Origin of the sequence: Streptomyces sp. C1-1 (assembly GCF_050214755.1) — a bacterium.
In the GTDB taxonomy this organism is placed as follows: Bacteria; Actinomycetota; Actinomycetes; order Streptomycetales; family Streptomycetaceae; genus Streptomyces.
Map to the genome: position 1 here is coordinate 7031617 of NZ_CP189826.1, position 25848 is coordinate 7057464.

Genomic DNA, 25848 nt, shown 5'->3' on the forward strand with positions numbered 1-25848 from the left:
TTGGGCGCTACCTCCAAGCCCGGTCCTTTAGGACCGGGTCAAGTTGACAAGGCGGGCCTTTCACCGTGTCGTGGTTTCCGCGGCGCGGCACCCCGGCCACCGACCGGCGCCACCCTGCCTCTTACTTCGCCCAGACCCACGATGGTGCCGGCCGGGCCCGGGGCGGTCGCCGTGATGACCACCTCGTCGCCGTCTTCGAGGAAGGTGCGCCGACCGCCGTCGATCTCCAGCGGTTCCCGGCCGTTCCAGGTGAGTTCGATGAGTGACCCCCGGCTGCGCTCGGTGGGGCCGCTGATCGTTCCCGAGGCGAACAGGTCCCCTGTTCGCAGGCTCGCGCCGTTGCAGGTCATGTGGGCCAGTTGCTGGGCGGCGGTCCAGTACATGTCGGCGAAGCACGGCTCGCTGACCGTGGTGCCGTTGACGTTGACCTGGAGCCGTACATCCAGTCCCCAGGGGGCCTCACCGCTGTCGTCGAGATAGGCGACCGGTCGCGGGTCACGCGGCGGGGGTGTGGTGCGCGCGTCCTCCAGGGCGGCGAGAGGCACGATCCACGGTGAGACGGAGGTTGCGAACGACTTGCCCAGGAACGGTCCGAGCGGGACGTACTCCCATGCCTGGATGTCGCGTGCGGACCAGTCGTTGACCAGGCAGACACCGAAGACGTGCTGGTCGAAGGCGCTGAGCGGGACCTGCTCGCCCAGGGTGGTGGGCACTCCTACGACGAAGCCGAGTTCGGCCTCGATGTCGAGCCGCAGGCTGGGGCCGACCGTGATGGCGCCTTCCGCGGTGCGCCGCTGGCCCCGGGGACGGGGGATGGGGCTTCCGGAGACGACGATGGTCCCCGCGCGTCCGTGGTATCCGATCGGCATGTGCTTCCAGTTCGCCGTCAGGGGATCGGCGCCGGGCCGGAACATCCTCCCCAGGTTCGCGGCATGGTGCTCGGAGGCGTAGAAGTCGACGTAGTCGGCGACCGTGAAGGGCAGGAGCATCGCCGCTTCCGCTGCGGGCAGCAGGAAACCGTGGACGGGCTCACGTTCCCGCTCGTCGCTGAGCCACCTGGTGACGGCGGATCGGACGCGGTCCCACGACGAGGGTCCTGCGGCGAGGAACCGGTCCAGCGAGCCTGTGGAGAAGAGGTCCTCCTCGTCGGGGGCCAGCGCAGGCCAGGCCGCCGACAGGTCGAGGATGTGGTCTCCGATCGCGACGCCGACCCGGGGGTGGCCGTCCGATCGCCTGAACGACCCATAGGGCAGGCTCTGGATGCCGAAGGGATGGTCCCGTCGCATCGGCACCCAGGATCGTGCGGGTCTCGGTGTGGAGTGAGGCGGCATGTCAGTCCCTTCCCACCGACCGCAGCGCGCTGAGGTCGGCCAGGGGTTCGTCGATACTGCAGGTTCCGAAAGAGGTGAACCAGGCTCGGGCTGCGGCCCGCCGGCGTGGCGTGCACCGACGCGCGACGCTCTGCGGTTCCCTGCAGGCCAGTACGGAGGCGACGGCCTCCTCGCCTGCTCCGTCGTGAGCCGCGGCGACGGCCGCGAGCACGTTGAGGAAACCGTGATGCTCGAAGCCGGTGCCGGGCCCGGTGTGGCGGACGGCGTGGTGCAGACCGGCGGTGAGCTTGAACGGGACCCGGAGCCGCATGGCGGACATCAGTCCCTCGGTGAGCCGCGTCTCGTCGGGGAAGGCATCCGCCCGCGTTCCGCCCGTCCGGAACTTGACCCGGAAACCGGCCCGGGCCACAGCCTGCACGGCCTGGTGCACACCGGGGCCGAGCCCCACCTCGGCGTAGACGGTCACGGTCCGGGGAACGGCCGCGGCGACCGGCAGCAGCAGTGCCTCCGGCCCCCGGGCGCGCCGCCTGTGACGGGCAGCTCCACCGCCCTGAGGCGGACGCGTGGGTGCGCCAGTGCGCGGGCCATGCCGGCGGCAAGGGATTCCGGACCGTCGATGACGACCAGGGACAGGTCGAGCACGGGCCCCTCACCGTCCAGTTGGCCGCTGAGCTCGTCCCAGCGTCGATCGGGGCAGACGAAGGTCTCCACCACCGGCCCGTACCATGCGTCGCGATGCTCCCAGTGGCGGGCCACCGCCGTGGCCATGGGGGCGTTGCCCGGGGGGAACAGCGCGGCGTCGTCGAAGAATCCGCCGAACTCCTCCACCCACGGCACGCTCAGCCCGTCGGCGCCTGTGCGTGACGGCAGCACGGTCACGATGCGGCCCCCCGTCCGGCCCACGACCAGGCATAGGTCCCGTCGTCGACCGCCAGTCCGCCTTCGCCGAGTTCCAGCGGCCTGAAGGTGTCGACCATCACCGCCAGCTCATCGAAGAACTCCGCTCCCAGACTGCGTTCGACGGCGCCCGGCTGCGGCCCGTGCGAATGACCGCCGGGATGAAGTGAGACCGAGCCCTGGGCGATACCGGAGCCCTTGCGTGCCTCGTAGTCGCCGCCGACGTAGAACATGACCTCGTCGGAGTCCACATTGGCGTGGTAGTACGGGACCGGTACGGCCGAGGGGTGGTAATCCACCTTGCGAGGCACGAAGTTGCAGATGACGAAGTTGTTGCCCTCGAACACCTGGTGCGCTGGGGGCGGTTGGTGGATACGCCCGGTGATCGGCTCGTAGTCCGAGATGTTGAAGACGTACGGATACAGGCACCCGTCCCATGCCACCACGTCGAAGGGGTGCCGCGGCAGGACATGGACCGTACCCGCGAGCCCACCGGCACCATGGCCGCGGTGCTTGATGTGGACCGCGACGTCCTGCTCATCGACCACACGAGGTGCCGTCGGCACGCGCAGGTCACGCTCACAGTAGGGGGAGTGTTCCAGGAACTGCCCGTAGCGGGACAGGAAGCGCCGGGGCGGAGAGATGTGGCTGTTCGCCTCGATGAAGTACAGCCGCAGCGGTACGTCGCCGCCCGGCACCCATCGGTGGGTGGTGGCCCGAGGGAGGACGACGTAGTCGCCCTGCCCCACCGTCAGGTCACCGAAGACCGTCTCGACGACCCCTGAGCCGGATTCGACATAGACGCACTCGTCGCCGGTGGCGTTCCGGTACAGCGGTGAGGGCCGGCCGACCGCGGCGTAGCCGAGCCGCACATCGGCGTTGCCCAGTACCGGACGCCGCCCGGTCACCGCATCGGTGGTCGTCCAGTCCTGGTCCGGGAACAGATCGTGGAGCCTGAGATGACGGGGCTTCAGGGGGTGGTTCGCCACGGTGCTCTGGTCCGGAAGCTCCCAGTTCCGCGCGCCCAGGACGGCCGACGGTACATGGGCGTGGTACAGCAGGGAGGAGTCCGAGGAGAACCCCTCTTCGCCCATCAACTCCTCGTAGTACAGGCCGCCCGTGGGAGTGCGGTGCTGGGTGTGACGCTTGGGCGGGACCTGCCCGACGCTGAGGTAGTGAGCCATCTGTCGCTCCTTTGATGAGGGTGGCCCGGGCGCAGACGGTGGCTAGAGGTTCCCGCGGCGTTCCTGCTCGCGCTCCAGTGCCTCGAAGAGTGCCTTGAAGTTGCCCTTGCCGAAGCCGAGGGAGCCGTGACGCTCGATGAACTCGAAGAAGACGGTGGGGCGGTCGCCGATCGGCTTGGTGAAGATCTGCAGGAGGTAGCCGTCCTCGTCACGGTCGACCAGGATGCCGCGCCTGTGCAGTTCCTCGATGGGGACGCGGACCTCGCCGATGCGGGCGCGCAGCTCCGGGTCCTCGTAGTAGGAGTCCGGGGTGGCGAGGAACTCGATGCCTTCCTGCCGGAGGCAGTCCACGGTGCGAAGGATGTCGTTCGTCGCCAGGGCCAGGTGCTGCGCCCCCGGTCCCCGGTAGAACTCGAGGTACTCGTCGATCTGCGACTTCTTCTTGGCGATGGCAGGCTCGTTGAGCGGGAACTTCACCCGGTGGTTGCCGTTGGCCACCACCTTCGACATAAGGGCCGAGTAATCGGTCGCGATGTCGTCGCCGATGAACTCCGCCATGTTCGTGAAGCCCATGACGCTGTTGTAGAAGTCCACCCATTCGTCCATGCGGCCGAGTTCCACGTTGCCCACGACGTGGTCCAGAGCCTGGAACAGGCGCTTCGGCGCGCCCGGACGCCTGACGTACGACGAGGCCAACTCGACGTAGCCGGGCCGGTAGACGCCTTGGTAGCGCGAGCGGTCCACCAGGCTGTGCCGGGTCTCGCCATAGGTGGCGATGGCCGCGACGCGAAGCACCCCGTGCTCGTCCGCGACGTCGTGGGGCTCCTCCAGCACCGTCGCACCCTGGCTGCGGGCGTGCTCGATGCAGCGATCCACATCCGGCACCTCCAGAGCGATGTCGACGACGCCGTCACCATGCCGGCGATGGTGGTCGTGCAGCGGGCTGTCGGGGGACACGCCACCCTTGACGACGAACCGGACGGCGCCGCTCCTGACGACGTAGGCGTGGTGATCGCGATTGCCGTGCTCGGGGCCGGAGTAGGCCACGAGCTCCATTCCCAGGGCGGACTGGAATAAGTGCGCCGTCTGCTTGGCGTTGCCGACCACCCACTCGACGGCATCCCATCCGGTCACCGGAAAGGGGTCTGTGGTGTCGTCGTAGGAGACCAGGCCGACCAGCTGCTTCAGCTGGTCGAGGCCGAGGTCGGCCAGTCGTTCCTGGTCGGTGAGGGTGTGCTCGAGGCTCATGGTTCTCTCCGCTGACTCGGTGTCGCCGGGCGACACGGGTTGGCCTGCGGGAGTATGAGCGGGCGCCCCTGCAACTGCGCAACATACCCAGAATTCGCTAGTAGATCTGCTAAGGCAGCCTGGCAATATGGGGATTCCGCTATACGATGCGCCTACTTACCGAGCTTGATCCTGGCACCGGCGAAAGGTAGCTGCATGAGCGGCCTCGACGAGCTGGACGTCGCCCTGCTGAACGCTCTCCAGGGCCACCCCCGCGCGGGGCACCTGGAGCTGTCCAGACTGACCGGCGTAGCGCGAGCGACGGTCCAGTCCCGAATCGAGAAGATGGAATCCGCCGGCGTGATCACCGGATACGGGCCCGACATCGATCTGCATGCCGCGGGCTACACCGTCCAAGCCTTCGTGACGCTTGAGATCGCGCAGGGCGCGCTGCACGAGGTCCGCGACGTACTCGAGCGCCATCCAGCCGTGCTGGACGCCTTCGCCACCACCGGAACCGGCGATGTGCTCTGTCGCATGGCCGCCCGGAACCAGGAGGAACTGCAGGAGGCTCTCCTTGAAGTCACCCGTTCCCCGCACATCGCACGCTCGACCAGCGTCGTGGTCCTTTCCACGGTGGTGGAGCCCCGTGCGCTGCCGCTGTTGGCGACGCACGCGCGGGGTGGCGGCAGGGCCCCGGCGTACCGCGACAGGAAGAGCGGCCGACGGCCCACACGGTAGTTCGACCGCCGTGATGGGCACAGTCTCCAGTCGTTCGATGCGGGGCCCGCCGACGGGCGGAATCCAGCAGCTGATCGTGACCGCACTGTACGTCGGCAAGGGCCTGCTTCATACGAAGTGATGGTTGGATTGCGGACCGACTGCCCCAGAAGCGAGAAAGCCCCCGCTGGGCGCTTCAGTGCCGGACAGGGTCCTCCTGCTGCGGGATGAGGCAGGGCGAATCCGTGCTTGCGTAGCCGTCAAAGTAGCCACGCTGGTGAACACTATGCCCGTCTGCGCAGGTCATAGCACTGCCAGGATCCTCCCGGCGTGCAGCCCGACTCGTCTGCCGCTTCCAATCCGGTTGGAAGCAAGGGCGGCAACTCCCTGCCCCCGGCCGGTTCCAGCGCTGCTGGGAGTCCGCTTCGACCAGAGCTTTCGCACAGCGAGTTCTGCCCACCGGAGGCTGGACAGTACAGGGTTTATCCTGAGCAAATCGGGACAAAAGGTTCCGATGTGTCCATCGTTGCGGCAAGGCTGCACGGCCCCATCGGTGATGGCCTGCGCCCGGGAAGCGCGTCTAGACGTCGAGGTAGCGGGCCCGTTACGGGGTCGGTGCCGCCCCTTCGCTTCTCCGGAGAAGCGAAGGGGCGGGCGCAGTCGGGTTCGTGAGCGCCGTGGAAGCTGTTTGTAGTTAACACTTCACGCATTGGTGTGCTGACCGTAGAATTCCGGATTCAGGGGGGATCAGCGGGACTTGTGCGGCCACCAGGACAGCATGGACGCCTGTGGCCGCGCTTTGCGTTGGCGGCAGTGGGGACTGCTGTACGACGTCGGTGCTCCGTTGGCCCAGAGGCGACAACATCAGGGGCTCAACGTGACGAACGCGGGTGGCCACGACGGCAGTCAGGAAGTCGACCGCCTCAAGGCGATGCTTGAGAGCTGGCGCACCTCACTCGTGGATCTGAGTGGCCGTAACCGGCTGCTCAATTTCCGCCACACCAAGTCGGCGACACTGGAGATCTCGACCCCGTCTGCGCAGCAGCTTGTCCAGGGCTTGTCCCGTGGCTGGGACTTCGCGCCTCTCCCGGACGACGAATCGGAAGCCGGCGAGGGAGTGCGCCCCCGAGACGTTGTCCTGGCAAAGAAGGGGGACCGCTCCGACGGCATCGTCACTCAAAAGACCACCGCGCCTTCTCTCCAGCGCGCGTTGAACAGTCTGCGCGGTAAAGCGACGCAGATTTTCAATGACTACGGCCTGTGGACGCTCAACCTCGGCGTCGGCATGCTGCGCTGGCGGGAGGACGGAGCCGAGGCAGGCAGCGATGCCCCTCTGGTTCTGAGGCCGGCGGTCATCGAGCGCACGCGTAACGGCCGGGTGCGCCTCAGAGCGAGTGACGACGAAGAACCCCGCCTGAATCCGGCCCTGAGAGTGAAGCTGCAGCAGTTCCACATCGACTGGACGCCGGTCGCCGAACAGGACCCGTCGGACCCGCAGGCGGTCCTGTCCGCCGCTGCTCGCGTGGTGGCGGACAAGTCCGGATGGCAGGTCTCCGACCGTGTGGTTCTCGCGCTCTTCGCTTCCCACAAGGAGTCGATGTATCAGGACCTGCTGGAGAACGAGGGGCGGGTCCTCGACAGTGATCTCGTGCGTGCGATCGCGCTCGGACCGGGTTCCGGACTCGCTTCTGACCGTTTCGACTTCGAGGAGATCGAGCTCGACCGGATCGATGATCTGAACCCGCCCGAGGACAGCCCGTTGGTGCTCGACGCCGACGCCTCGCAGCGGCAGGCTGTCGCCGCGGCCGTGGCCGGGCAGTCGTTCGTCCTGGACGGCCCGCCCGGAACAGGCAAGAGCCAGACGATCACCAACATGATCGCCGGGCTCATGCACGCGGGCCGCAGCGTGCTGTTCGTCAGTGAGAAGGCGGCGGCCCTCGATGTCGTCCTCGACCGGCTGAGATCGGTGGGACTCGACTCATTCGCCCTGGCCCTCCACAGCCACAACACCAGCCGAAAAGCGGTGGCCCAGGAGCTGGGCCGGGCGCTCGGGGAGAAGCTGCTCGCACCGCAACTGTCGCAGCAGACGCTTGCGCAGGCCAAGGAGCTCCGCCTGGCCCTCAGCGCCTACGCCGAAGCAATGAACGAGGTCCGCGACCCTCTGGGACTAACCCTGCACGACGTGCTCGGCCGAGTCGGCCAGCTCTCCGAGGCCCCGGTGGCGTACCTGAGTCACGGTGACGCCACCACTACGGTTGGAGAGGCGACGTTTCGCGCCGAGACGCTGGAAGGGGAAGACCTACGCCTGATCATCGAGGCGACGAAAGCCATCTCCAACGCTTGGGAGGCGGTCGCCGACCCGTCGTTCCCCTGGCGTGATCTGCGGGGCGACCTGCCGCACCCACGTCCTGTACTGGAGCAGGCGATGGCGGCGCGGGATTCGCTCGCGGCAGCCGTCGACCGGTATCGGGATCTCACCCCCGCGGGTCTGCCTGCGGCTGGCCAGAGCGGCGTCGACCGCCTGATTGCGCTTTTGCGCCTGCTCGACGTGCGAAGTCCCGTGCCAGAAGCCTGGCTGACCACCGACGCCTTCGCCGACGAGGTGGACGACCGGGTCGACGCCTTCCTCAAGGAACTGCGCACGGTTCAGCGTACGAGTTCCGCCGTCCTCGCGACCGTGGGGGAGCGCTGGCAGGAGCTGTCGACCAGGCTGAAGGCCGAGCCCGGTGAAGCCGAGAAGATGCTCTCCCGGATGGCGCCGCGCGGCCTCGACCTCGCCGGACTGACCGAGGGACAAGCGCGAGAGCTCGCCGGCGAGTTCGACGCAACTGCTGATGTGCTGGAGCGGGCCCTGCGAAGCCTCACCCAGGTCAGTCATATCACCGGTCTCGCGAATCCTGACGGCCTTGAAGAAGCACGTCATCTGTGTGACGTGATCGCTGTCGCCGGCACGGAACACCGTCCCCTCGAGCAGTGGTTGGTTCCTGAGGGCCCCGCGCTCGTGGAGGCGGCGGCGGTCGGAGTTGCTGCCGACGCACTGAGCGACTTCTTCTCTCGGCGGGACCACGTGATAGCCGCTCAGGCCCTCGCCACGGAGCACGCCGGCCCGGGGTGGGCCGAACTGCGGCCAGAAGTGAGCACGGAGCGGCCGGCGAACGAACAGGCCCTTGCCACACTGGAACCGCCAGGGATCGACATCGCCTCTTTGACCAGCCGCGAGGCCGCGGATCTGGCCAGGCGGTTCGACGCCCTCGCCGACGTTCTTGAGACAGCCGCAGGGGACGCCGACTCGGTGGCCGAGCGCCTGGGATGCGGCAGGCCGAAAGCGACGCCTGAGGCCGAGGACTTGGCCATGCTCGTGGACCTGACCACAGCCTCGGACCGTGCCCTCGAAGCTTGGTTCGATCCCCGCGCGCTGCTCGGTGTCCAGGCTGCCGTCGCGGAGATCTCCGCTGCCGCCGAGGAACTGAGAGTCGCCGAGGAAGCGGCCGGTGGCACCTTTGTGCCCGAGGCCGTCTCCACGCCCGAACTGCCCGAAGCCGTCCACCGGCTCATGGCGGGCCGGCAAGGACTCGCCGGCATGTTGTCCAGCGGCATCCGGGCCGTGGCTGCGCAAACGCGTCTTCGTCGAGCCGGCCGACGGCGGCGGAATCGCCAAGTGGATGAACGGCGGCGTCGCCGGACTGTCGTACGCCCTGACGCGCGCCATGCGCGAGGTGCTGCTCGGCACGAACCCGCCCGTTTCCCTCACCCGGCGGGCGGAGGCGTGCCTGGCCGAGCAGCGCGAGACCGACGCACCTGGCACCGTCCACCCGGGCGGCACGTTGATCACGCGCGTCGGCTCCGATGTCCGTTGGTGGACCTGGGCCGGCTACCGCGCCAACGCCACCCTGGCGGCCACCCTCCAGTCGGTCACTGACCCCCTGCAACGGCCCACCGACAGCTGGCTGCGCCTGCGTGAGAACCTCACCCCGGCCGCCTGGCGTGTGGCCCGAGAGGACGTCGGCGAGAACCTCGTCCTGCCCGACGTGGACCGTCGGGCCGTACGCGGCCTGAAGTTCTCCGCCGCCCTCCCGGAACGCCTCGCCGTGGCCACGGTGGCGGCCCGCTTGGCCGACTTCGAGAGCGCCCGCTCTGTGCTAGACGAGTCGGCGCGCTTTCAGTACGACGGCTGAATCGGAAAGCCGCCAAGGCCGCTTCGCTCTGGAGGTGGGACTTACGCCCGCCCAACTGCTCCGTCACTACTGAAACGCGGAGGCGTTTTGACGGCAGGAGAAGGAGCATCAAACGAGGGTTACACCGAACTCGCGGCTTTGGAGCCGGTTGGCAGTGTCCACCGTGGTGGCCTTGAGGCCGCGTGCGGCGAGTCGGGATCGGATCGCGTCCGCCTGTCGAGACCGCGCCCTGACCCCAATAGCGACGAAGCCTCCGTCTGGACCGCTCCAGTGCAGGATGTCGTCTTGTGCAGCCATCAAGGTAGCCACACAAGAGTCCTCCTTATATGTTTGCCCAGGTCATAGCGCCGCGGTGGCACTCCCCTGCGTACAGCCCGACTCGTCTGCCGCCCTCTCGTTTCGCAGGCCAGATGGCATGTCTACTGTCCAAACAAACCCTCGGGGTCGGGTCCGGCGGTCACCGGAACGTCGGGGGCCGGGCGCCCGTGGTGCTGCATGGCGGACACACCCGGGCCGGCGGTGGGTGAGGAGACGTGTACCGAGGCCGGCGGGGACTGCGCTTCGTCGAGGTGATGGTGGTTGTCCGCCGCTGTCAGCGCGGGGGCTGGGACGGGAGGGAGTCGGGGGAGGCATGGTCGGCCCTGGCCGCGTCGGCGAGGGCGGCGGCTGCGGCTTCCGCGGCCTGAGCCGTGTCACTGGCCGCTTCGGCAGCCATGTCGTCCGACGGTTTCTCGCGGGTGGCCGGCGACTGCGGCAGCGCCTCGCTGAAGGCGCGGGACACGCCCTGGAGTGCCGAGGTGACCTCGCTGGGGATCACCCAGAAGGTACTGCCCGCGCCCTGCGCGAGTTGAGGCAGCGTCTGGAGGTATTGCCAGGCGAGCAGCTTGGGGTCGGGGTCGTTGCGATGCACGGCCTGGAACACCTCGTCGATGGCGCGTGACTGGCCCTCGGCCTGGAGGATCGCGGCGGTGCGGTTGCCCTCGGCGCGCAGGACGGCGGCCTGCTTGTCGCCTTCGGCGGTGAGGATCTGCGACTGGCGTTGCCCCTCGGCGGTGAGAATCGCGGCCCGCTTGTCCCGCTCGGCCCGCATCTGCTTCTCCATCGCGTCCTTGATGGTCTTCGGGGGATCGATGGCCTTGATCTCCACACGGTTGACCCTCAGCCCCCACTTGCCCGTTGCCTCGTCCAGCACGCCCCGCAGCTGGCTGTTGATGGTGTCCCGCGAGGTGAGCGTCTTCTCCAGGTCCATGGAGCCCACGACATTACGCAAAGTCGTGACGGTCAGCTGCTCGACCGCCTGAAGGAAACTGGCGATCTCGTAGAAAGCCGCTCGTGGGTCGGTGACCTGGAAATAGAGGACGGTGTCGATCTCGACGACCAGGTTGTCCTCGGTGATGACCGGCTGCGGCTTGAAGGAGACTACCTGTTCGCGCAGGTCGATCAGCGGATGAACGCGGTCGATGTACGGGATGACGAGGCTGAGCCCAGGAGTCAGGGTCCGATGGTAGCGGCCGAGGCGCTCGACATTACGAGCGCGTGCCTGGGGCACGATACGGACCGCCCGCACCACGGTGAAAATCGCGAACAGTGCGACGATCAGGCCGACAATCAAGAACGCAGAGTTTTCCATGGTTTCAGTCCCGGGGGTAGACGATCGCGGTGGCGCCACTGATCTCTATGACGTCGACGGTCTTTCCGGCAGGAATGACCAGCGTCTCGTCGTAGGCGCGGGCCGTCCATTCCTCGCCGTCGATACGGATCCTGCCGCCCAGACCCGTCACCTCTGAGACGACATAGGCAGCCTTGCCGACCAGCGCGTCCACGCCGAAGCGCGCCGCTTGGGGCTGGATCAGGTGGCGCAGCGCGATGGGGCGCACGAACAGTACGGTGACCGTGGCGACGGCGGCGAACACCAGGAACTGGAAGGGTGCCGGCAACCCGACCGCGGCGGACCCTGCCGTGACCACCGCGGCCGCGCTCAGCATTCCGAGCGCGGCAGTCAGGGTGAGGATCTCCGCGACAGCCAGCACGGCTGCGATGATCAACCAGATCAGCCATAGATCCATTGCGTGCCTCTTCTGACCGGTGCGGGGCGGAGGGCCTTGATGCCCGCCAGTGGATCGCGACATGGGGTAGCCGCGATACCCCTGAGCAAGAAAATCCTGCCGCCCCATCGAAGCGGGCCAAGCCGACGCACCTCCCAACAGGCGGCGAATCCCTTTGCCTTCACTTTACCCACGGAAGGAAGATCACTACCCTCCTCGTGGACGAATCGAGGGCCGTCAATACGGTTCCTTGCGTGACCCATTGATCGAATGCGGATGGTGCGCCGTCCTTCAGGGGCGACGCCGCTCTTCGTCACCTGGGGAGGATGCGTCCGGCCCCCTTCGGAGGGCGGCCCCGGTCCTCCTGCGGTCGCCGTGATCGGAGGCGTACGACGCGAAGACACCGGCCGTGGCCGCCCCTGTGCGCAGGAAACGCTCGTCCAGGATGGCCGCCAGGTCGTCCAGTGCCCTGCGCAGCACCGAGGCGGAGAGCCGGACGTCGGGATGGCGGGAGTGCACCGCCAGTTCCGCGAGGCCGACGGCGTGACCGATCTGCCGGGGCAGCGAGGTGTTCTCGTCGCCGTCGTAGAAGTAGTACGACTCCGCGTACTGGAGGAAGTCGACCGTGATGACCGAGACGGCCGACGCCAGGCCGTCCAGCAGGGAGGCGCCCCCGTCCGAGTCGAGTTCCCGGGAGGTCGCCCCGCCGCGCACGTGGGAAAGGCGCAGCGCGAGCGTGCGGCGGCGGGCCAGAGCGGGGTAGATGCCGAGAATCCATGCCACGGTCGCCGACAGGAGGGCGAAGCCGACGAGCGCCTCCAGCGGGCCGACGACGCGCAGCCAGCCCACGGCCGGCGCAATGTCCCCGAGGCCGAGGGTGGCGAGCGTCACCAGGGAAACGTACAGCGCGTCCACCGGTCCCGCGTGCTCGGCCGGGACGAGACCGGCGGAGTAGGAGAAGCTCTGCGGCATGTGCGGCCAGTAGACCAGGGCCCACCCGACGGCCACGGCCAGCGCCCACACCGAGACGACGCAGACCATGCCCAGGGGGCCGGCGAGCCCGGCCGCGCGCCTTCGGGCGCTCAGGCGCGAGGACAAGCGCCACATCCCCGTCATCACCAGCCTGCTCAGGCCGCCGTGGCGGGTCGGGTGCCAGATCGTGTGAAACACGTCCCGGAGAATGGCTATCACGATGGCGGCACCGAGAAACGTCACAAACCACGTCATGCCCTGGCCCTTCCCACCGGGGGCGGCGGCCTCCCACGTGCTGACGTGGTCTCAACCCTGTGGGAGCGGCCGAGCACCCCGATGGGTGAGCGCGGCGCACCCCCCCGGGCCGCTCACCTGGCCGCGCCACTGGGGGCGTGGTGGCCGGGAGGGCGGGGCAGGAGCCATGGCACCCAGGCAGGGGGTCGGGCAACAGTGTTGCCGAGGTCGGGTTGTGAGGAGAACGGCATCACAGCTGCACAAAGATTGCCGGAAGCGGCCAATGTCAGGGTCGATGCCTGCATGTGAAGTTGCGTTCTACGACGGGGGAGAGCAAGGAGAGGCGGTGTATGCGGATGGCCTGGTTTCTCGGTCTCGGCACAACGGGGGCCGCCCTCCTTGCATTGTCGCTCGTCTTCGACGGCGTCCTGGAGGGGCTCTTCGACGGCGTTGGAGTGCCGGGCGGCATGTTCCAGGAGTGGCTGTCGCTTCCGGTCGTCGCCGGATTCGTGTCGATGCTCGGTTTCTCCGGCGCGATCGTGATGGGCGCCACAGGCTGGGAGCGGGGGCGCCACGGCGGTCGGCGTACCGGCCGGCCTCGCCATCGGCCGGCTCGCGTACCCGCTTCGGCCGTGCGCTGGTGAGCGACCGGTCCGGGGCGGCCCATGGCGTCGAACTCCGCATCTCCACCAAGGGAGTCGACCTCGCCGAGCTGCTGGAGGGCGTCACCCGGCGGGTCTGCGGCACACAGCCCGCGACCACGGCTTTTGTCGCGGCCAACGGAAAGATCGGAAGCGGCGGCTGATATCACCTCTGCGGCGACGACCCGCGTCCGGAGGCGTACACATGAACGATGCCCCTGGGCCCGGCCGCGACTGCTCCGGCGGCCTTCGTTCTGCTGAAGGTGTCCGAGAGGCTCGGGTGGGCCGCAATGACCTTGGTCGACGTTTCCCGGGGCGTCGGCGGCCGGACAGGACGTCAGCCCCGGGCCTCGACGGCCGTCACGTCTGGGCCGTCATGCGCGGGACGACGCCGGGGACTGTCGCTCACGCGTGACGCCCACCTCGACAAGAACCCCCTCGGCCGGTCTGACCAGGACATCGACGTCCACTGCGCCCTCGCCCGGTGCGATGGGCCGACGGCGGAAGCGTGAGACGGGTGGCGCAGGCTCCGTGTCGTTATCGCGGCCGTTACACGCGTTTGGCCCCTTCTTTGCAGGATGCAAAATATGATGGCGCTTCGTCGCGCGACCGTTACTTTGAGTGGTCGCTGACCGCTACTGCACCCATTCCGGGGGGGATGTGGGTATGAGTTCCGCACGTGATTTCGGCGCGCGCCGTCGCGCCCGCCGTCTCGCTGTCAGCACCGTGGTGGTGCTGGCGCTGGCCGGGCTGAACGGGCCCTGGCTGTACCGATTCGGGAGCGAGAAGTACCACACTTACAAGATCAACAGGCCCGAGTACAAGGCCGAGAACGGTCACTGGGACCTGGTGGACGTGCCGGAGGAGTTCCGGCAGAACACCATCCACGGGGCGCTGCTGCAGACCGGCAAGGTGCTGCTGGTCGCCGGCTCCGGCAACAACCTCGACAACTTCGACGCGAAGAACTTCCGTTCGGTGGTCTGGGATCCCGTCAAGAACACGTACGACGAGGTCAAGACCCCGGCCGACCTGTTCTGCACCGGCCACATCCATCTCGCCAACGGCAACCTGCTGTTCGCGGGCGGCACCAAACGCTACGAGAAGCTCAAGGGCGACGTCACCAAGGCCGGCGGCCTGATGGTCGTCCACAACGAGAACCCGGACAAGCCGATCACCCTGCCCGCCGGGACCCACTTCACCGGCAAGGAGAACCACAAGACGTTCGTCTCCAAGGACCCGGTCACCGTCAAGCCGGCGAAGAAGGTCTTCGACAGGAAGACCGGCAGGTTCCTGCGCACCGAGGCGAGCCTGGGCCGTACCTACGTCGAGGCGCAGAGGAAGGGCACCAAGTACGAGACCGGCGCCCAGGAGAACTACCGCATCCAGGGCCTGACCGGCTCCGACACCCACAACGTGTACGGCATCGCCAACAAACTCGGCCTCGACAAGAAGGACTTCCAGGGCATCCGGCAGGCGTACGAGTTCAACCCGTACACCGAGAAGTTCACCAAGGTCGCCCCGATGAACGAGGCGCGCTGGTACCCGACCCTGACCCGGCTCGCCGACGGCCGGGTGCTGGCCCTGTCCGGCCTGGACGACATCGGCCAGGTCGTGCCCGGCAAGAGCGAGATCTACGACCCGAAGACCAAGACCTGGCACTACAGCGGAAAGATCCGCCAGTTCCCCACCTACCCGGCCGTCTTCCAGCTGCCCGACGGCACCTTCTTCTACTCCGGCTCCAACGCCGGCTACGGGCCGAGCAACGTGGGCCGCACGCCGGGAATCTGGCAGTTCGACACCAACAAGTTCACCGAGCTGCCCGGTCTCGACGACGCGAACCTGATGGAGACCTCCGGCACGGTGATGCTGCCGCCCGCCCAGGACGAGAAGTTCATGGTGGTCGGCGGCGGGGGTATCGGGGAGTCGCCCAGATCGTCGAGGAAGACCCGGGTCATCGACCTCAAGGCGAACAGCCCGCACTTCACGGACGGGCCCCGGCTGGAGGAAGGCACCCGCTACCCGGAACTGTCGATCCTGCCCGACGACACCGTTCTGATCACCGGCGGCTCCCAGGACTACCGGGGCCCCTCCTCCGAGAACATCCACCAGGCACGCATCTACGACGCCAAGACCGGCAGGATGCGCCGCGTCGCCGACCCCGAGGTGGGCCGCAACTACCACTCCGGCTCCATCCTGCTGCCCGACGGCCGGGTCATCACCTTCGGGGGCGACTCGCTCTTCGCCGACAAGGCCAAGTCCAAGCCCGGGGTCTTCGAACAGCGTCTGGAGATCTACACCCCGCCGTACCTGTACCGCGTCTCGCGTCCCTCACTCACGAGCGGGCCGAGCACCGTCAGGCTCGGCCAGACCGCGACCTTCGCCACCAAGTACGCCTCGGTCGTCAAGACGGCGCGGCTGATCCACCCCAGCTCCACCACCCACGTCACCGACGTCGAACAGCGCTCCATCGCCCTCGACTTCAAGAAGACGAAGGACGGCAAGGGCATCCAGGTCACCGTCCCGAAGAACCGCGATCTGGTCCCGGCCGGCTGGTACATGCTCTTCGTCACCGACGACCAGGGCACACCGTCCAAGGCGCGGTGGGTGCGCGTGCCCTAGGCGCCCTGTCCCTTACCTCGGTCGCAGCTACCGCCCATCGTCTTGTCTCCGACGACCGGCTACCGGACTCGATTCCCAGCCTCCGTGGAGGCCATGGATGCCAGTCACGACATGGTTGCTCGACTGTACGACTGCTGGGGTGCGTCACGGGATCCGGATTCCGTTCGGGGACGGCTCCGCCTTGCCGGTCGCCTCAATCGGCATCCTGCCTGCGACGCGGGCCATGTGTCCGTGACCGGACGTACGCGACGTGCCTGGCACTCGTTCATGTGTACGCAGTTAGGCGGGAGTTGTACGCTGCAAAGGTGGAGGGAGATAAGTACCGCTTCGGTGAGTACGAGCTGGACATGGCTCGGCACCAGCTCCGGCGGGGCAGCGAACCGGTCCATGTCGAGCCCCGGGCCCTGGACCTGCTGCGACATCTGGTCGAGCACCGTGACCGCGTGGTGCCGAAGAACGAGCTGCTCGACGAGGTGTGGGGGGACCGCTTCGTCAGCGAGGCCGCGCTCACCACGGCGCTGCGGACCGCACGGCTGGCCGTGGATGACACGGGCAGCCGGCAACAGGTGATCAGAACGGTGCACCGGCGGGGTTACCAGTTCGTGGCTGAGGCGACGGTCATCGGGCCGGGGGCGCCGCCCGTCGAGCCCGGCAGAGAGGCCAGTGTGCAGCCGGCGGTGGTCGGTGGGCCGCTCGGCGCCGATCGTCAAACCATCCGGTTCTGCCGGGCAGGTGACGGCACGCGCATCGCCTATGCCGCCGTCGGCTCGGGCCCGCCCCTGCTCAAGGCGGCCAACTGGATGTCCCATCTCGACCTGGAGTGGACGACTCCGGTGTGGTCGCACTGGCTGAGAGGCCTCGCCCGTAACCGTCGGCTGATCCGCTACGACGAGCGCGGGTGCGGCCTCTCCGACTGGGCGGTGCCCGGCTTCACGTTCGACGACTGGGTCGACGACCTGGAGACCGTCGTCGAGGCCGCGGGGCTCGACAGATTCCCTCTGCTCGGGGTGTCACAGGGCGGGGCGGTGGCGGTCGCTTATGCCGTACGCCATCCGGAGCGGGTCAGTCGGCTGATCCTCGCCGGAGCCTACGCCCGAGGACGGCAGGTCCGGGCCCGAAGCGAGACCGAGGGTGCGGAGGCGGCCCTCGACCTGGATGTGGCCCGGGTGGGATGGATGCACCAGAACCCCAGATTCCTGCGGGTCTTCGCCTCTCAGTTCCTGCCCGATGGCACACCGGAGGACTGGGACGAGTTCACGACCTTCCAGCAGCAGACGACTTCGCCGGCCAACGGGGTTCGTTTCCTTGAGCAGTTCGCCCGGATCGACGTGTCCGACATCGCCCACGAGGTGGCGTGTCCGACGCTGATCCTCCACTCCCGGGATGACGAGCGGGTGCCGGTCTCGGAGGCCAATGAGCTGGCCGCTCTCATTCCCGACAGCCGGCTGGTGCTGCTCAAGAGCCGCAGTCACCTGCTCACCGCGTTCGAACCGGCCTGGGACGAGTTCCTGTCACACATCGACGCCTTCCTGACCGAGTGAGCCGCGTGGCCTCGGAATCCGGCAGCCAAGGCGTCGCCGGGCGGCGAAGAAGTCAGCGGCCGCGATCTTCCCCTGCGGCGCCTGCGTCCGAATCTTCTTGACGGAGCCTGCCTGGGCTGCTCCCGGAGCTGCTCGCCCTGATTCCCCGGGCGGGCCCCGCGCCGCCTACGTACGCGTCGGCGGTCTTTGGCCGTCTGCTGGTGCCGGTGCTCGGCGTCGTGGATTGCGGTGCGCGGAGCGAACATCCCGGCAGCCGTACCCACCCCGCTGGCGTCCGGCTCGCCGGACGTGGTGCTCACATGACTCCCCGTCAAACCGGCTCGCCCACTGAGAGAAGCACCCTCAGTCCGTCCTCAGCCCACCCTCAGAGGAGTCTCAGACCTCCACCAAGCCTGGGCCCTGCGGCGAACCCGATGCTTGAGCGGTGCCGGGCCAAGGAGCAGTCGGGGGCATCTCCCCCTGGTCCGGCACTCACCTCAGACACCGAAGACACATGAGAGAGAAGGACAGAAGATGCGACTCGACAACACCAGGACGTCCGGCCGCGACCGGACTCGCCGGGGGCTGGCGCTGCTGATCGCGACGGGGGCCGGGCTGGGCTCCCTGCTGCTGGGAACGCTTCCGGCGCAGGCCAACGACACCACCAAGACGGTGGCGGCGGACGGCCAGTCGATCACGTTCACCACGAGCGACAGCAGCCGCGACGTCAGTGGCAGCGTCACCTTCGTGGTCAAGGCGGACGGCAACTGGTCGATCGCGGGAAGCGGGCACAACTCGCACCTGCTCGTCCGCACCTTCCACTGGACCTGTGACCTGACGTGGGATGCGGCGAGCGTCTCGCACTCCACCGGCAAGAAGGCCGTACCCGGCAAGAAGACCCGCAGCATCAGCTCGGCTGCGTACGACCCCAACGTCCAGGCGGACTTCGCCGACATCGCCGCCCGGGGCAGGGCGGACTGCGACATCGTCATCGGCTAGTCGCACACCGTTCACAGGCCGGCACGCCGGCCCGGCAAGACCATCGGCGTCCGTGAAGCCGTCCGCCGGCCTCACGGACGCCGTATCGGTCAGTACGATCTCGTCCGCCGCGTCGACTTCAGGAGGCCGGGCGGCGGAACGATCCTTGACGAGATCCAGCAGGGCGTTTCGGAGGAGAGGGGGCAGGAGTTCTCGCAGAACGTCGGGATCTCCGTCGGCGTGGAGGTGTCGTGAAGCCCTTCGGCCTGGGGGCCGGCGCCTACGCGGAAAACACGATGAGCACGTCCCTCGAACTCGGCTACACCTCGCGCTACGGCGTGTCCACCTTCGAGAACGAGACGGTGAGCGACGCCTTCCAGCGACTCGGCGCTTCCGAGACCCGGCAGTGACTGCCCTCGCCCGTCGCTCATCTCCTCCCGTCGCCGCCGCGATGAAGCCGGACTGGCCGCGGCGGCACCGGTGTGTCTGCCCGGACCCCCTTCGGGGAGCCTCGCCTGCTTGCCCCGGCGGCATGGCCACGGATCGTGCGCGACCGAGGCCCCCGGCATTGCGGACCGGCTCCGCACGCGGGCGCCGATACAGCCGTGCACCGCGTCCTGCGGAGCTCTCCCGCTGCTGCGGGCGTTCCGTCTGCCGGACTACTCGGAAAGAAATGTGTAGAGGTGGGTGAGGAAGGTGGGCCAGGCCGGTTCGTCGGCGGTGAAGAGGTGGTTGCGGCTGTCGAGCAGGACCAGGCGGCTGTCGGGGATGAGCGTGGCCAGTTCCAGGGCCTGTGCGACGGGGACTCGCGCGTCGTCGCGGGCGTGGATGATCAGCGTGGGGCAGGCCACGTCGTGAGCGATGCCCGAGACGTCGGTGCGGGTGAACTCCTCCAGGAATCGCAGGCCGTTGGCGGACGAAGTCGTCTGCCGCTGGTAGACGGCGAACGCATCCCACTGCGCGGGAGTGGCGTCGGCGAGGAACTGGGAGGCGGAGTGGCGCAGGAAGCTGTTGTCCTGCGAACGCCATCCGGCACGGGCGATGTTGAGGTCGACCTCGGCGGCATCACGCTCGGCGTCGCTGCCCGCACGGATCTGCTGTCCCCGGGCATAGGCGGAGGTGAGGACGAGATGGCTGACCCGCTCGGGGCGAGCAGCGGCGTAGGCGACGGCCACCGCGCCGCCCTGTGACACCCCGAGCAGGGGGAAGCGGTCGAGCCCGACGGCGTCGGCCACGGCGTCGAGGTCGGCGACCAGGTTGTCGAGGGTGAAGCTGCTCATGTCCCATGAGGACAGCCCGCAGCCGCGCTCGTCGTAGCGGATGAGCTGTCGGCCGCGGGTGAGTCCGTCGAACCAGTGGGCCCACATCGGGTTGGTCCGGTCGAGGTCGAGGTGGGTCAGCCAGTTGGCGGTCTTCACCAGGGGCGGGCCCTCGCCGGTGCGGGCGTAGGCGATGCGGGTGCCGTCGGCGGACCGGCAGAAGCGGATGACCTCGTGGTCCGCCTCCGCCCCTGCCGGGATGCCGGGGGCCGTGGCCGTGGAGGCCGGAGGAGCGGGAGCCACCGTCGTCTGCGCGACGAACCGATAGCCGTGCGGGTGCATCGTGCGGATCATCTGCTGTCGTGTGTCGCTGTCACCGATGGCGAGACGGGCCGCGTGCAGCGAGGTGGTGAGTGCGGCCTCGCTGACCGCCTGTCCGCGTCCCATCCTGTCGCGCAGCTCCTTGTCGGGCACGACGCGGCCCCGGTGCTCGACCAGATGGCACAGGAGCTCCAGAGCCTGGGGCTCCACGTCGACCCGCTGTCCGTCGAGGCTGAGGCAGTGGCGGTCCGCGTCCAACGCGTACTGCCCGAACCGGTATACCGCGCTGTCCACACGAAAACTTTACAACGTCCCTGCAATCTACGGCAGTTGGGCACCCGCCTGGGCGCCCCCAGCACCGGGCCCCCGGGCACGGGCACCGCTCAGGAGCGCGCCGGCTCCCGTTCCCGCAGCCGGCGCCGGAGGATCTTCCCGGAGGCCGCCTTCGGTATCGCCTGGATGAACTCGACTCGGCGGATCTTCTTGTACGGGGCGACGTGGCCTTCGACGTGGGCCATCACCTCGGCGGCGGATATCGGCACCCCGGTCATGGGCACCACGAACGCCTTGGGTATCTCGTTGCCCTCCTCGTCGTCGACGCCGATCACGGCCGCATCGGCGATGCCGGGGTGCTGCACCAGGATGGCTTCGAGTTCGGCCGGCGCCACCTGATATCCCTTGTACTTGATGAGTTCTTTGACCCGGTCGACGATGAACCAGTTCCCGTCCTCGTCGACGCGGCCGATGTCACCGGTGTGCAGCCAGCCGTCGGCGTCGACGGTCGCGTCGGTGTCCTCCGGGCGGCCGAAGTATCCCTTCATCACCTGTGGTCCGCGAATCCACACCTCGCCCGGCTCGCCCGCCGCCACGTCCTGCCCGGTGTCGGGATCGACCAGGCGTGCCTGTGTCGACGGGAGCAGATGCCCCACGCAGGCCGTGGGCTCGTCGAGATTGCCGTCGGCGTGGATGTGCGAGGCGGGGGACAGCTCGGTCATGCCGTACGCCTGCCCGACCTCCACCCCCAGCCGGTCGGCCACCGCCGCCTGCAGTCCGGCGTCGAGCGGCGCCGCGGCGCAGATGATGCGTCGCAGGTGCGACAGGTCCAGGTTCCCGACCGCGGGGTGCTTGGCCAGCGCGAGCATCACCGGCGGGGCGAGATACGCGTGGGTGATCCGGTCGCGCTCCAGGCTGGTCAGGAACGCTTCGAGATCGAACCGCGCGTGCACGTACACCGTTGCGCCACGGCGCAGCGCGCTGTTGACCAGCGCGGTCAGCCCGAAGATGTGGAAGAAGGGCAGGATCGCGATGACGCGGTCGTTCTCGCCGACCTGGTGCAGGCCGTTCAACTGCTCCAAATTGGTGCACAGGTTGCGGTGGGTCAGCATCACCCCCTTCGGCACGCCGGTCGTGCCGCTCGAATACGGCAGTACGGCGACGTCCACGGCGGGATCGAGGTCGAACGCCGGCACGTCGCTTTCGTTCAGCAGCTCAAGCACCGAACGGTGACCGTCCACCTTGTCGCAGACCAGGATCTCGATGTCCCGGCCGGTCTGTCGTCGGGCCAGCTCGACCGCGGCCCGCGCGGTCTCGATCAGCACCGACACACTCACCATCAGTCGCGCCTCGGCGTCGATCAGTTGCTTGGCGATCTCGTCGGGTGTCGCCAGCGGCGACAGCGTGGTCACCGTCCCGCCCGCGGTGGTGGTGGCGTAGAGGACCACCGGGAACAGCACCGTGTTCGGCGAGTGCAGCGCGACCACGTCGCCCTTGCCGATACCCTCGGCCGCAAGGCCCGCCGCGATTCCCCGGACCAGCGCGGCCAGTTCGCCGTAGCTGAGCGTCCGTCCGCCGGCCGTGTCCACCAAGGCCGGCCGCGTTCCGCGCCGCGACGCCTCGCCGAGCACCCACTCGTGGAGGGGGCGATCGGTGACAGGGACATCCGGGTACTTGCTCGTGTAGATCATCGAAACTCCGTTTCTCGGTTTACCGTGCTGGTCACCACGGCAAGGGCACCGGCCTGTTGGCATGCCCCTGCTGTCTCCAGGAGGTGCTACGGCGAGATCTCGTTGACGTCGGCCAAGGTCTCGGGGTCGATGCCCTTCTCCTCCGCGGCCTTGACTTCCACGTCGGAGACCTCGCGGACGACGGACACCTTGGCGCGTGCGGTCTCTGGGAAGGTGCGGCCCACGTAGGAGCCGGAGCCCCCGGCGTTCAGCCTCAGGTTCGCGTTGGTGACCAGGGTGCCGTCATGGCGGATGGGGATCAGCTGGTGGGTGTCGGTCCACAGTGCGCCGGCGTGGTCGGTGGGCACATCGAACGTCACGCTCACGCTCTTGTTCTCGAAGGTGGACACGCCGTAGCGCGTGGTGTAGCCCAGCTCGACGGACGCGCTCACGGAGGTTTCCACGGAGACGCTCGCACCCACGCCGAAGGGCTTGGCCGATGCCTCCACGTCCGCCGTGACGCCGACGGTGATCCCGGTCGTGAGGGCGAACTCCTGGGCCCTCGCCTGCGAGACGCCTTCCTCGACCGTCTCGGCGATCTGTCCGCCGCCTGCGCTGCGGAAGCCGACGTGGCGGATGAGGTCGTACTGGCGCTTGCGCTGGATCTTGTAGAAGGGGGAGTCGGCCACCTTCCACGCCTCGGAGCGTGCATCGTCCATGACCATGAAGTAGGGCACGGTCACGGCCCGGTCGGTGACGATCGCCTGGGCCGGGGGCGCGTTGTAGGACTCCAGCCGCAGTTCGGGGGCGTAGTCGGTACGAAGCCGCCCCCGAAGGGCGCTGCCCAGCGTGCGCCACGCCCTGGTCCTGGAAGCGGTTCCGGCATGGAGCGTGCCGTTCCATCGGGTGGTGCAGCCGATCTCCAGGTCGCCGTAGCGTTGAGTGATCATCTGATGGTCCCCCTGTGGGTCATCCGGCAGGCTTCCGTCACGTGTGTCCGGCTCTTGCCGGCCCGGTCGTCGGTGTGCGGGCGGGCCGGCGGCGCCGCCCCTGCGTGAAATGGCCGGAGAGGACTGCCGCATCGCGTGTGTTCCGATGGTCGGGCCGGCCGTCGGGCCACCGCTTGGCGGAACTCTGTGGCTTTTCTGAGGAGAGGCTGAGGACAGGTGAAGAAGAGGGATGTAAGAGTTCCGTCATCTCTCCGGACGCCTGTGACGGCCGTACCTCCCCTTGAATGAGGGCGGACAGGAAACTCTCAAGGGGTGAGGCGCGTGCGGAAGTTGCCGGGCAGGTCCTGGTTCATCGGGGCGCTGGTGATGGCCGTCGCCGGGGTCGGCTTCGGGCTGTACTGGTTCCAGCCGTGGAAGCTGTGGCAGGACGAGACGGTGCAAGAGGCGCTGCCCGAGGCCGCGGGGACATTCGCTCCTCCCGCTGCGGCGTCTTCCGGGGCGCCTTCCCCTGCGCCGTCCGGGCCGCAGACGCTCGCGAGCGGTGAGCTGATCAGCCATGAGCACGCGACATCGGGCACGGTGAAACTCGTACGGCTGGCCGACGGCTCCCATACGGTCCGGCTGGAGAATCTCGACACCAGCAACGGGCCGGACCTGCGGGTGTGGCTGACCGACGCGCCGGTGAAGGAGGGCACGGCCGGCTGGCGTGTCTTCGACGACGGGCAGTACGTCAGTCTCGGCAAGCTGAAGGGCAACAAGGGCAGCCAGAACTACGCCGTCCCCAAGGACGTCGACCTGTCCCGGTACAGCAGCGTCAGCATTTGGTGCGACCGCTTCGACGTCTCCTTCGGCGCCGCCGAACTCGCCTCTGCTTGAAGGCGCGCGGTCCGCTCGTCATGCTCCGGTCATGGGTGAGCAAGCGCGGCCGAGAGGCGTTCCCCGGCGCTCCTACAACAGGCCCCCGATCCGCTGAAGTTCTTGGCGTGCGGTGTCCGGTTCGGCACGCTCACGGTCCAGGACCAGCAGGAGGAAGAGCCCTTCATGGGCCCGGCGGGTCAGCGGGCGGATGAGGCGGATTCGCTGTCGAGGGTGATCAGGATGTCTTCGAGCTGTTCCGGCTTGCGGCCGATCAGCTCCAGCGCGGACAGGTGGGCGCGTACCACGTCAGTGCCGCCTTGTGCGGCCCGGTCCAGGTCAAGCTCCTTGCTGACGCCGGCGGTGCCCGGCGCCATGCGGCTGACGTAGTGGACGATTGCGACGCCGAGCGCTCCGTCGAGACGCATCGCCCGGTTGAGCGCGACCCTGATGGTGAGCACGGTCCGTCCCCCTCGCGGCATACGGCGACCTCCGTGCCGACCGGGCTTCCCGGCGCTTCAGCCCCGATTGGCGCCCCTTTCCGGGCCATCGTGCGGGCATGGAGTGTGGCCACGACGGCCGAACCTATGGTCACCGCTCACCCCTCAGCCGCATCTGACATCGACCTCACTGACGGGGCCGTGATCGACCGGCCGTCTATGCGACTCGTCATCACGTATTGAGATGGGTGGGTCAGGTTGTCGGCACGGAAACGTGCACGTTGTTGAGGCTCCTCGTGTGCGAACACAGCGGCTCCCCACACGCTGCGCAGCTGATGAAACGATGCCTGCGCACGCGTCTGGTGGGTCGTTTGGGCGGGGGACCACAAGCCCAACCACCTCGAGTTCATGGGCCAATGCGCAGGCCCCGAAGGGCCGGCGCAGATTGCGCAACGGACTGCGTCGCCGTGCGCACACCACGCGACGCGTCGGGGCGCAGCTCGCTGCGCACCTCTGTGGTAGGAGCGATGTGGAGTTTGCGCAGCCGTGGTCGGGCCTGTGGTCGGGGTTGCGCAGCCGCTGCACCCCGCGTTGCTGCGCACCGTCTGCGCGGTCCATCTAATCGTACGGCGACCAGTGCCAGACCACCGTGCGGTCTGGCTCCCGAACGGGATGCCACACGGGCTGGGAAGGCCCGTGGGTGCGCAGGTCCGCCAGTGCCGCGGCCAGGACGGGCACCGTGCGCAAGAACATGGCCATCGCCGGGTCCTCGGCGGCCGCGTGCAGGGCGCGGATCCGGGTGGTGACGCCGGCGGGGCCCGTTCCGTCCAGGATGAACAACAGGCGCGGGAAGATCGGGTAGTACCGCCGCCATGCCTCCCGCGACGGTTCCTGGCCGAAGGGCGGACGGCGCTGACCCGGGGTGGTGGGGATGTAGTTGTGCAGGCGGTGATAGTTGGTGATTTTCGCGGCGAGGCGTTCGGGACCCATGGTCGCCCGGTCGACTTCGACGAACGCCCGCAGCAGCGGCCCGTCCTCGCCGTCACGGCCGCGCCGGTAGTACAGGAGGGCGTCGGGGATGACGGCCTCACCGCTGCCGAGGGAGTGGTAGACCTCGGGTATCCAGTCCAGCGGCCGGCACAGTTCGCCGCGGCGGCGCGCTTCGTCGACGAAGACGAGCGCGGTCTCGGTCACGGTCAGCGTGTGTCCCATCCGCAGACGTGCGGCTGTTGGATCGGAGACTGTCCTCGGTGATCGTCTTCCTCGCAGCTCCGGCCACTCCGACGCGATCTGCACGCCGTAGGAGGTGGGGAACCACACCCGCAGTCGTCCGGCCCGGGGCAGGGTGATGCGGTCGATGAGCCCCTCGTCGCGGAGTTTGGCCAGCCTCCGCCGGGTCTGCTCCGGGCGCACCTCCGGGGCGATCAGCCGGTGCATCTGTTCGGTGGTGGCCATGCGGTACTGCGTCAGCACGGCCAGCGCCAACCGGTCGCCGCCGCCGGTGTCCACATCGGTCATCGTCGGGCCCGCCTCTCTG

At 68.3% G+C, this 25848-nt stretch carries 21 protein-coding genes and 2 pseudogenes; 10 read left to right on the top strand and 13 right to left on the bottom strand.

The window, feature by feature from the left end; translation table 11 throughout:
* Positions 1–38: 38 nt before the first annotated feature.
* The 5 genes from fahA to hppD are packed head-to-tail and all read right to left on the bottom strand — an operon-like array spanning position 39 to position 4660.
* Positions 39–1286, bottom strand: coding sequence for a fumarylacetoacetase (gene fahA, locus ACQF4J_RS31960; RefSeq protein ID WP_427167388.1), 1248 nt, complete (start codon positions 1284–1286; stop codon positions 39–41).
* Positions 1287–1332: 46 nt separating this feature from the next.
* On the bottom strand, positions 1333–1797 hold the full coding sequence (locus ACQF4J_RS31965; protein ID WP_427167389.1) for a hypothetical protein: 465 nt from the start codon (positions 1795–1797) through the stop codon (positions 1333–1335).
* On the bottom strand, positions 1794–2210 hold the full coding sequence (locus ACQF4J_RS31970; RefSeq protein WP_427167390.1) for a hypothetical protein: 417 nt from the start codon (positions 2208–2210) through the stop codon (positions 1794–1796). The genes ACQF4J_RS31965 and ACQF4J_RS31970 overlap by 4 nt, the downstream gene beginning before the upstream one ends.
* Entirely contained in the window at positions 2207–3412 is a 1206-nt protein-coding gene (locus ACQF4J_RS31975) for a homogentisate 1,2-dioxygenase (RefSeq protein ID WP_427167392.1), read from the bottom strand. The genes ACQF4J_RS31970 and ACQF4J_RS31975 overlap by 4 nt, the downstream gene beginning before the upstream one ends.
* 42 nt (positions 3413–3454) lie before the next feature.
* A complete protein-coding gene (gene hppD / locus ACQF4J_RS31980; protein ID WP_427167394.1) occupies positions 3455–4660 on the bottom strand; it encodes a 4-hydroxyphenylpyruvate dioxygenase in 1206 nt (401 codons plus the stop codon).
* Positions 4661–4855: 195 nt separating this feature from the next.
* Here hppD and ACQF4J_RS31985 point away from each other — a divergent pair, with 195 nt between their 5' ends.
* The 3 genes and pseudogenes from ACQF4J_RS31985 to ACQF4J_RS31995 all read left to right on the top strand — a co-directional run.
* Complete coding sequence (locus ACQF4J_RS31985) at positions 4856–5380, top strand: Lrp/AsnC family transcriptional regulator (RefSeq protein ID WP_427167396.1); 525 nt, start codon at positions 4856–4858, stop codon at positions 5378–5380.
* A gap of 910 nt (positions 5381–6290) precedes the next feature.
* Positions 6291–7295, top strand: a pseudogene (locus tag ACQF4J_RS31990) (DUF4011 domain-containing protein); the annotation flags it as partial.
* A 1669-nt stretch (positions 7296–8964) separates the two neighbouring features.
* A pseudogene (locus ACQF4J_RS31995) lies at positions 8965–9534 on the top strand (DEAD/DEAH box helicase); the annotation flags it as partial.
* A 592-nt stretch (positions 9535–10126) separates the two neighbouring features.
* Here ACQF4J_RS31995 and ACQF4J_RS32000 read toward each other — a convergent pair.
* From ACQF4J_RS32000 to ACQF4J_RS32010, 3 genes are all read right to left on the bottom strand, one after another.
* Positions 10127–11164 (bottom strand): SPFH domain-containing protein, encoded by a 1038-nt coding sequence (locus ACQF4J_RS32000; RefSeq protein WP_427167398.1) that lies wholly within the window; start codon positions 11162–11164, stop codon positions 10127–10129.
* A gap of 4 nt (positions 11165–11168) precedes the next feature.
* Entirely contained in the window at positions 11169–11600 is a 432-nt protein-coding gene (locus ACQF4J_RS32005; RefSeq protein WP_427167400.1) for an NfeD family protein, read from the bottom strand.
* Between the two features lie 270 nt (positions 11601–11870).
* The gene (locus ACQF4J_RS32010) at positions 11871–12749 is read right to left on the bottom strand and encodes a potassium channel family protein (protein WP_427167402.1); all 879 of its coding nucleotides are present in this window, start codon (positions 12747–12749) and stop codon (positions 11871–11873) included.
* Between the two features lie 386 nt (positions 12750–13135).
* Between ACQF4J_RS32010 and ACQF4J_RS32015 the strand changes: the two genes are divergently transcribed.
* The 6 genes from ACQF4J_RS32015 to ACQF4J_RS32040 all read left to right on the top strand — a co-directional run bounded on the left by ACQF4J_RS32015 (position 13136) and on the right by ACQF4J_RS32040 (position 18953).
* Positions 13136–13429 carry a hypothetical protein gene (locus ACQF4J_RS32015; protein ID WP_427167404.1) on the top strand — a complete coding sequence of 98 codons (294 nt, stop codon included), beginning with the start codon at positions 13136–13138 and terminating at the stop codon, positions 13427–13429.
* Positions 13426–13590, top strand: coding sequence for a hypothetical protein (locus ACQF4J_RS32020; protein ID WP_427167406.1), 165 nt, complete (start codon positions 13426–13428; stop codon positions 13588–13590). The genes ACQF4J_RS32015 and ACQF4J_RS32020 overlap by 4 nt, the downstream gene beginning before the upstream one ends.
* A 502-nt stretch (positions 13591–14092) precedes the next feature.
* Positions 14093–16045 (top strand): galactose oxidase-like domain-containing protein, encoded by a 1953-nt coding sequence (locus tag ACQF4J_RS32025; RefSeq protein ID WP_427167408.1) that lies wholly within the window; start codon positions 14093–14095, stop codon positions 16043–16045.
* Positions 16046–16335: 290 nt separating this feature from the next.
* Positions 16336–17586, top strand: a complete 1251-nt coding sequence (locus ACQF4J_RS32030) for an alpha/beta fold hydrolase (protein ID WP_427167410.1) — start codon at positions 16336–16338, stop codon at positions 17584–17586.
* A 513-nt stretch (positions 17587–18099) separates the two neighbouring features.
* Complete coding sequence (locus ACQF4J_RS32035; protein WP_427167411.1) at positions 18100–18564, top strand: hypothetical protein; 465 nt, start codon at positions 18100–18102, stop codon at positions 18562–18564.
* Positions 18565–18794: 230 nt separating this feature from the next.
* The gene (locus ACQF4J_RS32040) at positions 18795–18953 is read left to right on the top strand and encodes a hypothetical protein (RefSeq protein WP_427167413.1); all 159 of its coding nucleotides are present in this window, start codon (positions 18795–18797) and stop codon (positions 18951–18953) included.
* A gap of 249 nt (positions 18954–19202) precedes the next feature.
* Here the strand turns inward: ACQF4J_RS32040 and ACQF4J_RS32045 are convergent, their stop codons facing one another.
* The 3 genes from ACQF4J_RS32045 to ACQF4J_RS32055 form a co-directional block, all read right to left on the bottom strand.
* On the bottom strand, positions 19203–20417 hold the full coding sequence (locus tag ACQF4J_RS32045; protein ID WP_427167415.1) for an alpha/beta fold hydrolase: 1215 nt from the start codon (positions 20415–20417) through the stop codon (positions 19203–19205).
* An 89-nt stretch (positions 20418–20506) separates the two neighbouring features.
* Positions 20507–22087, bottom strand: coding sequence for an AMP-binding protein (locus tag ACQF4J_RS32050; RefSeq protein WP_427167416.1), 1581 nt, complete (start codon positions 22085–22087; stop codon positions 20507–20509).
* Positions 22088–22173: 86 nt separating this feature from the next.
* The gene (locus tag ACQF4J_RS32055; protein WP_427167417.1) at positions 22174–23016 is read right to left on the bottom strand and encodes a hypothetical protein; all 843 of its coding nucleotides are present in this window, start codon (positions 23014–23016) and stop codon (positions 22174–22176) included.
* 312 nt (positions 23017–23328) lie between these two features.
* On the opposite strand from ACQF4J_RS32055, the gene ACQF4J_RS32060 reads away from it, so the two are divergent.
* The gene (locus ACQF4J_RS32060) at positions 23329–23892 is read left to right on the top strand and encodes a DM13 domain-containing protein (protein WP_427167418.1); all 564 of its coding nucleotides are present in this window, start codon (positions 23329–23331) and stop codon (positions 23890–23892) included.
* 179 nt (positions 23893–24071) lie between these two features.
* Here ACQF4J_RS32060 and ACQF4J_RS32065 read toward each other — a convergent pair whose 3' ends face one another.
* A complete protein-coding gene (locus tag ACQF4J_RS32065) occupies positions 24072–24332 on the bottom strand; it encodes a hypothetical protein (protein WP_427167419.1) in 261 nt (86 codons plus the stop codon).
* 597 nt (positions 24333–24929) lie between these two features.
* Positions 24930–25829, bottom strand: a complete 900-nt coding sequence (locus ACQF4J_RS32070) for a replication-relaxation family protein (protein WP_427167420.1) — start codon at positions 25827–25829, stop codon at positions 24930–24932.
* Between the last annotated feature and the right edge of the window lie 19 nt (positions 25830–25848).

What these genes read in the sequence shown, in the direction of transcription:
- fahA (WP_427167388.1), bottom strand. Translation starts at nt 1,286, where the DNA reads ATGCGACGGGACCATCCCTTCGGCATCCAGAGCCTGCCCTATGGGTCG.
- ACQF4J_RS31975 (WP_427167392.1), bottom strand. Translation starts at nt 3,412, where the DNA reads ATGGCTCACTACCTCAGCGTCGGGCAGGTCCCGCCCAAGCGTCACACC.
- hppD (WP_427167394.1), bottom strand. Translation starts at nt 4,660, where the DNA reads ATGAGCCTCGAGCACACCCTCACCGACCAGGAACGACTGGCCGACCTC.
- ACQF4J_RS31985 (WP_427167396.1), top strand. Translation starts at nt 4,856, where the DNA reads ATGAGCGGCCTCGACGAGCTGGACGTCGCCCTGCTGAACGCTCTCCAG.
- ACQF4J_RS32000 (WP_427167398.1), bottom strand. Translation starts at nt 11,164, where the DNA reads ATGGAAAACTCTGCGTTCTTGATTGTCGGCCTGATCGTCGCACTGTTC.
- ACQF4J_RS32005 (WP_427167400.1), bottom strand. Translation starts at nt 11,600, where the DNA reads ATGGATCTATGGCTGATCTGGTTGATCATCGCAGCCGTGCTGGCTGTC.
- ACQF4J_RS32015 (WP_427167404.1), top strand. Translation starts at nt 13,136, where the DNA reads ATGCGGATGGCCTGGTTTCTCGGTCTCGGCACAACGGGGGCCGCCCTC.
- ACQF4J_RS32025 (WP_427167408.1), top strand. Translation starts at nt 14,093, where the DNA reads ATGAGTTCCGCACGTGATTTCGGCGCGCGCCGTCGCGCCCGCCGTCTC.
- ACQF4J_RS32035 (WP_427167411.1), top strand. Translation starts at nt 18,100, where the DNA reads ATGCGACTCGACAACACCAGGACGTCCGGCCGCGACCGGACTCGCCGG.
- ACQF4J_RS32050 (WP_427167416.1), bottom strand. Translation starts at nt 22,087, where the DNA reads ATGATCTACACGAGCAAGTACCCGGATGTCCCTGTCACCGATCGCCCC.
- ACQF4J_RS32055 (WP_427167417.1), bottom strand. Translation starts at nt 23,016, where the DNA reads ATGATCACTCAACGCTACGGCGACCTGGAGATCGGCTGCACCACCCGA.
- ACQF4J_RS32070 (WP_427167420.1), bottom strand. Translation starts at nt 25,829, where the DNA reads ATGACCGATGTGGACACCGGCGGCGGCGACCGGTTGGCGCTGGCCGTG.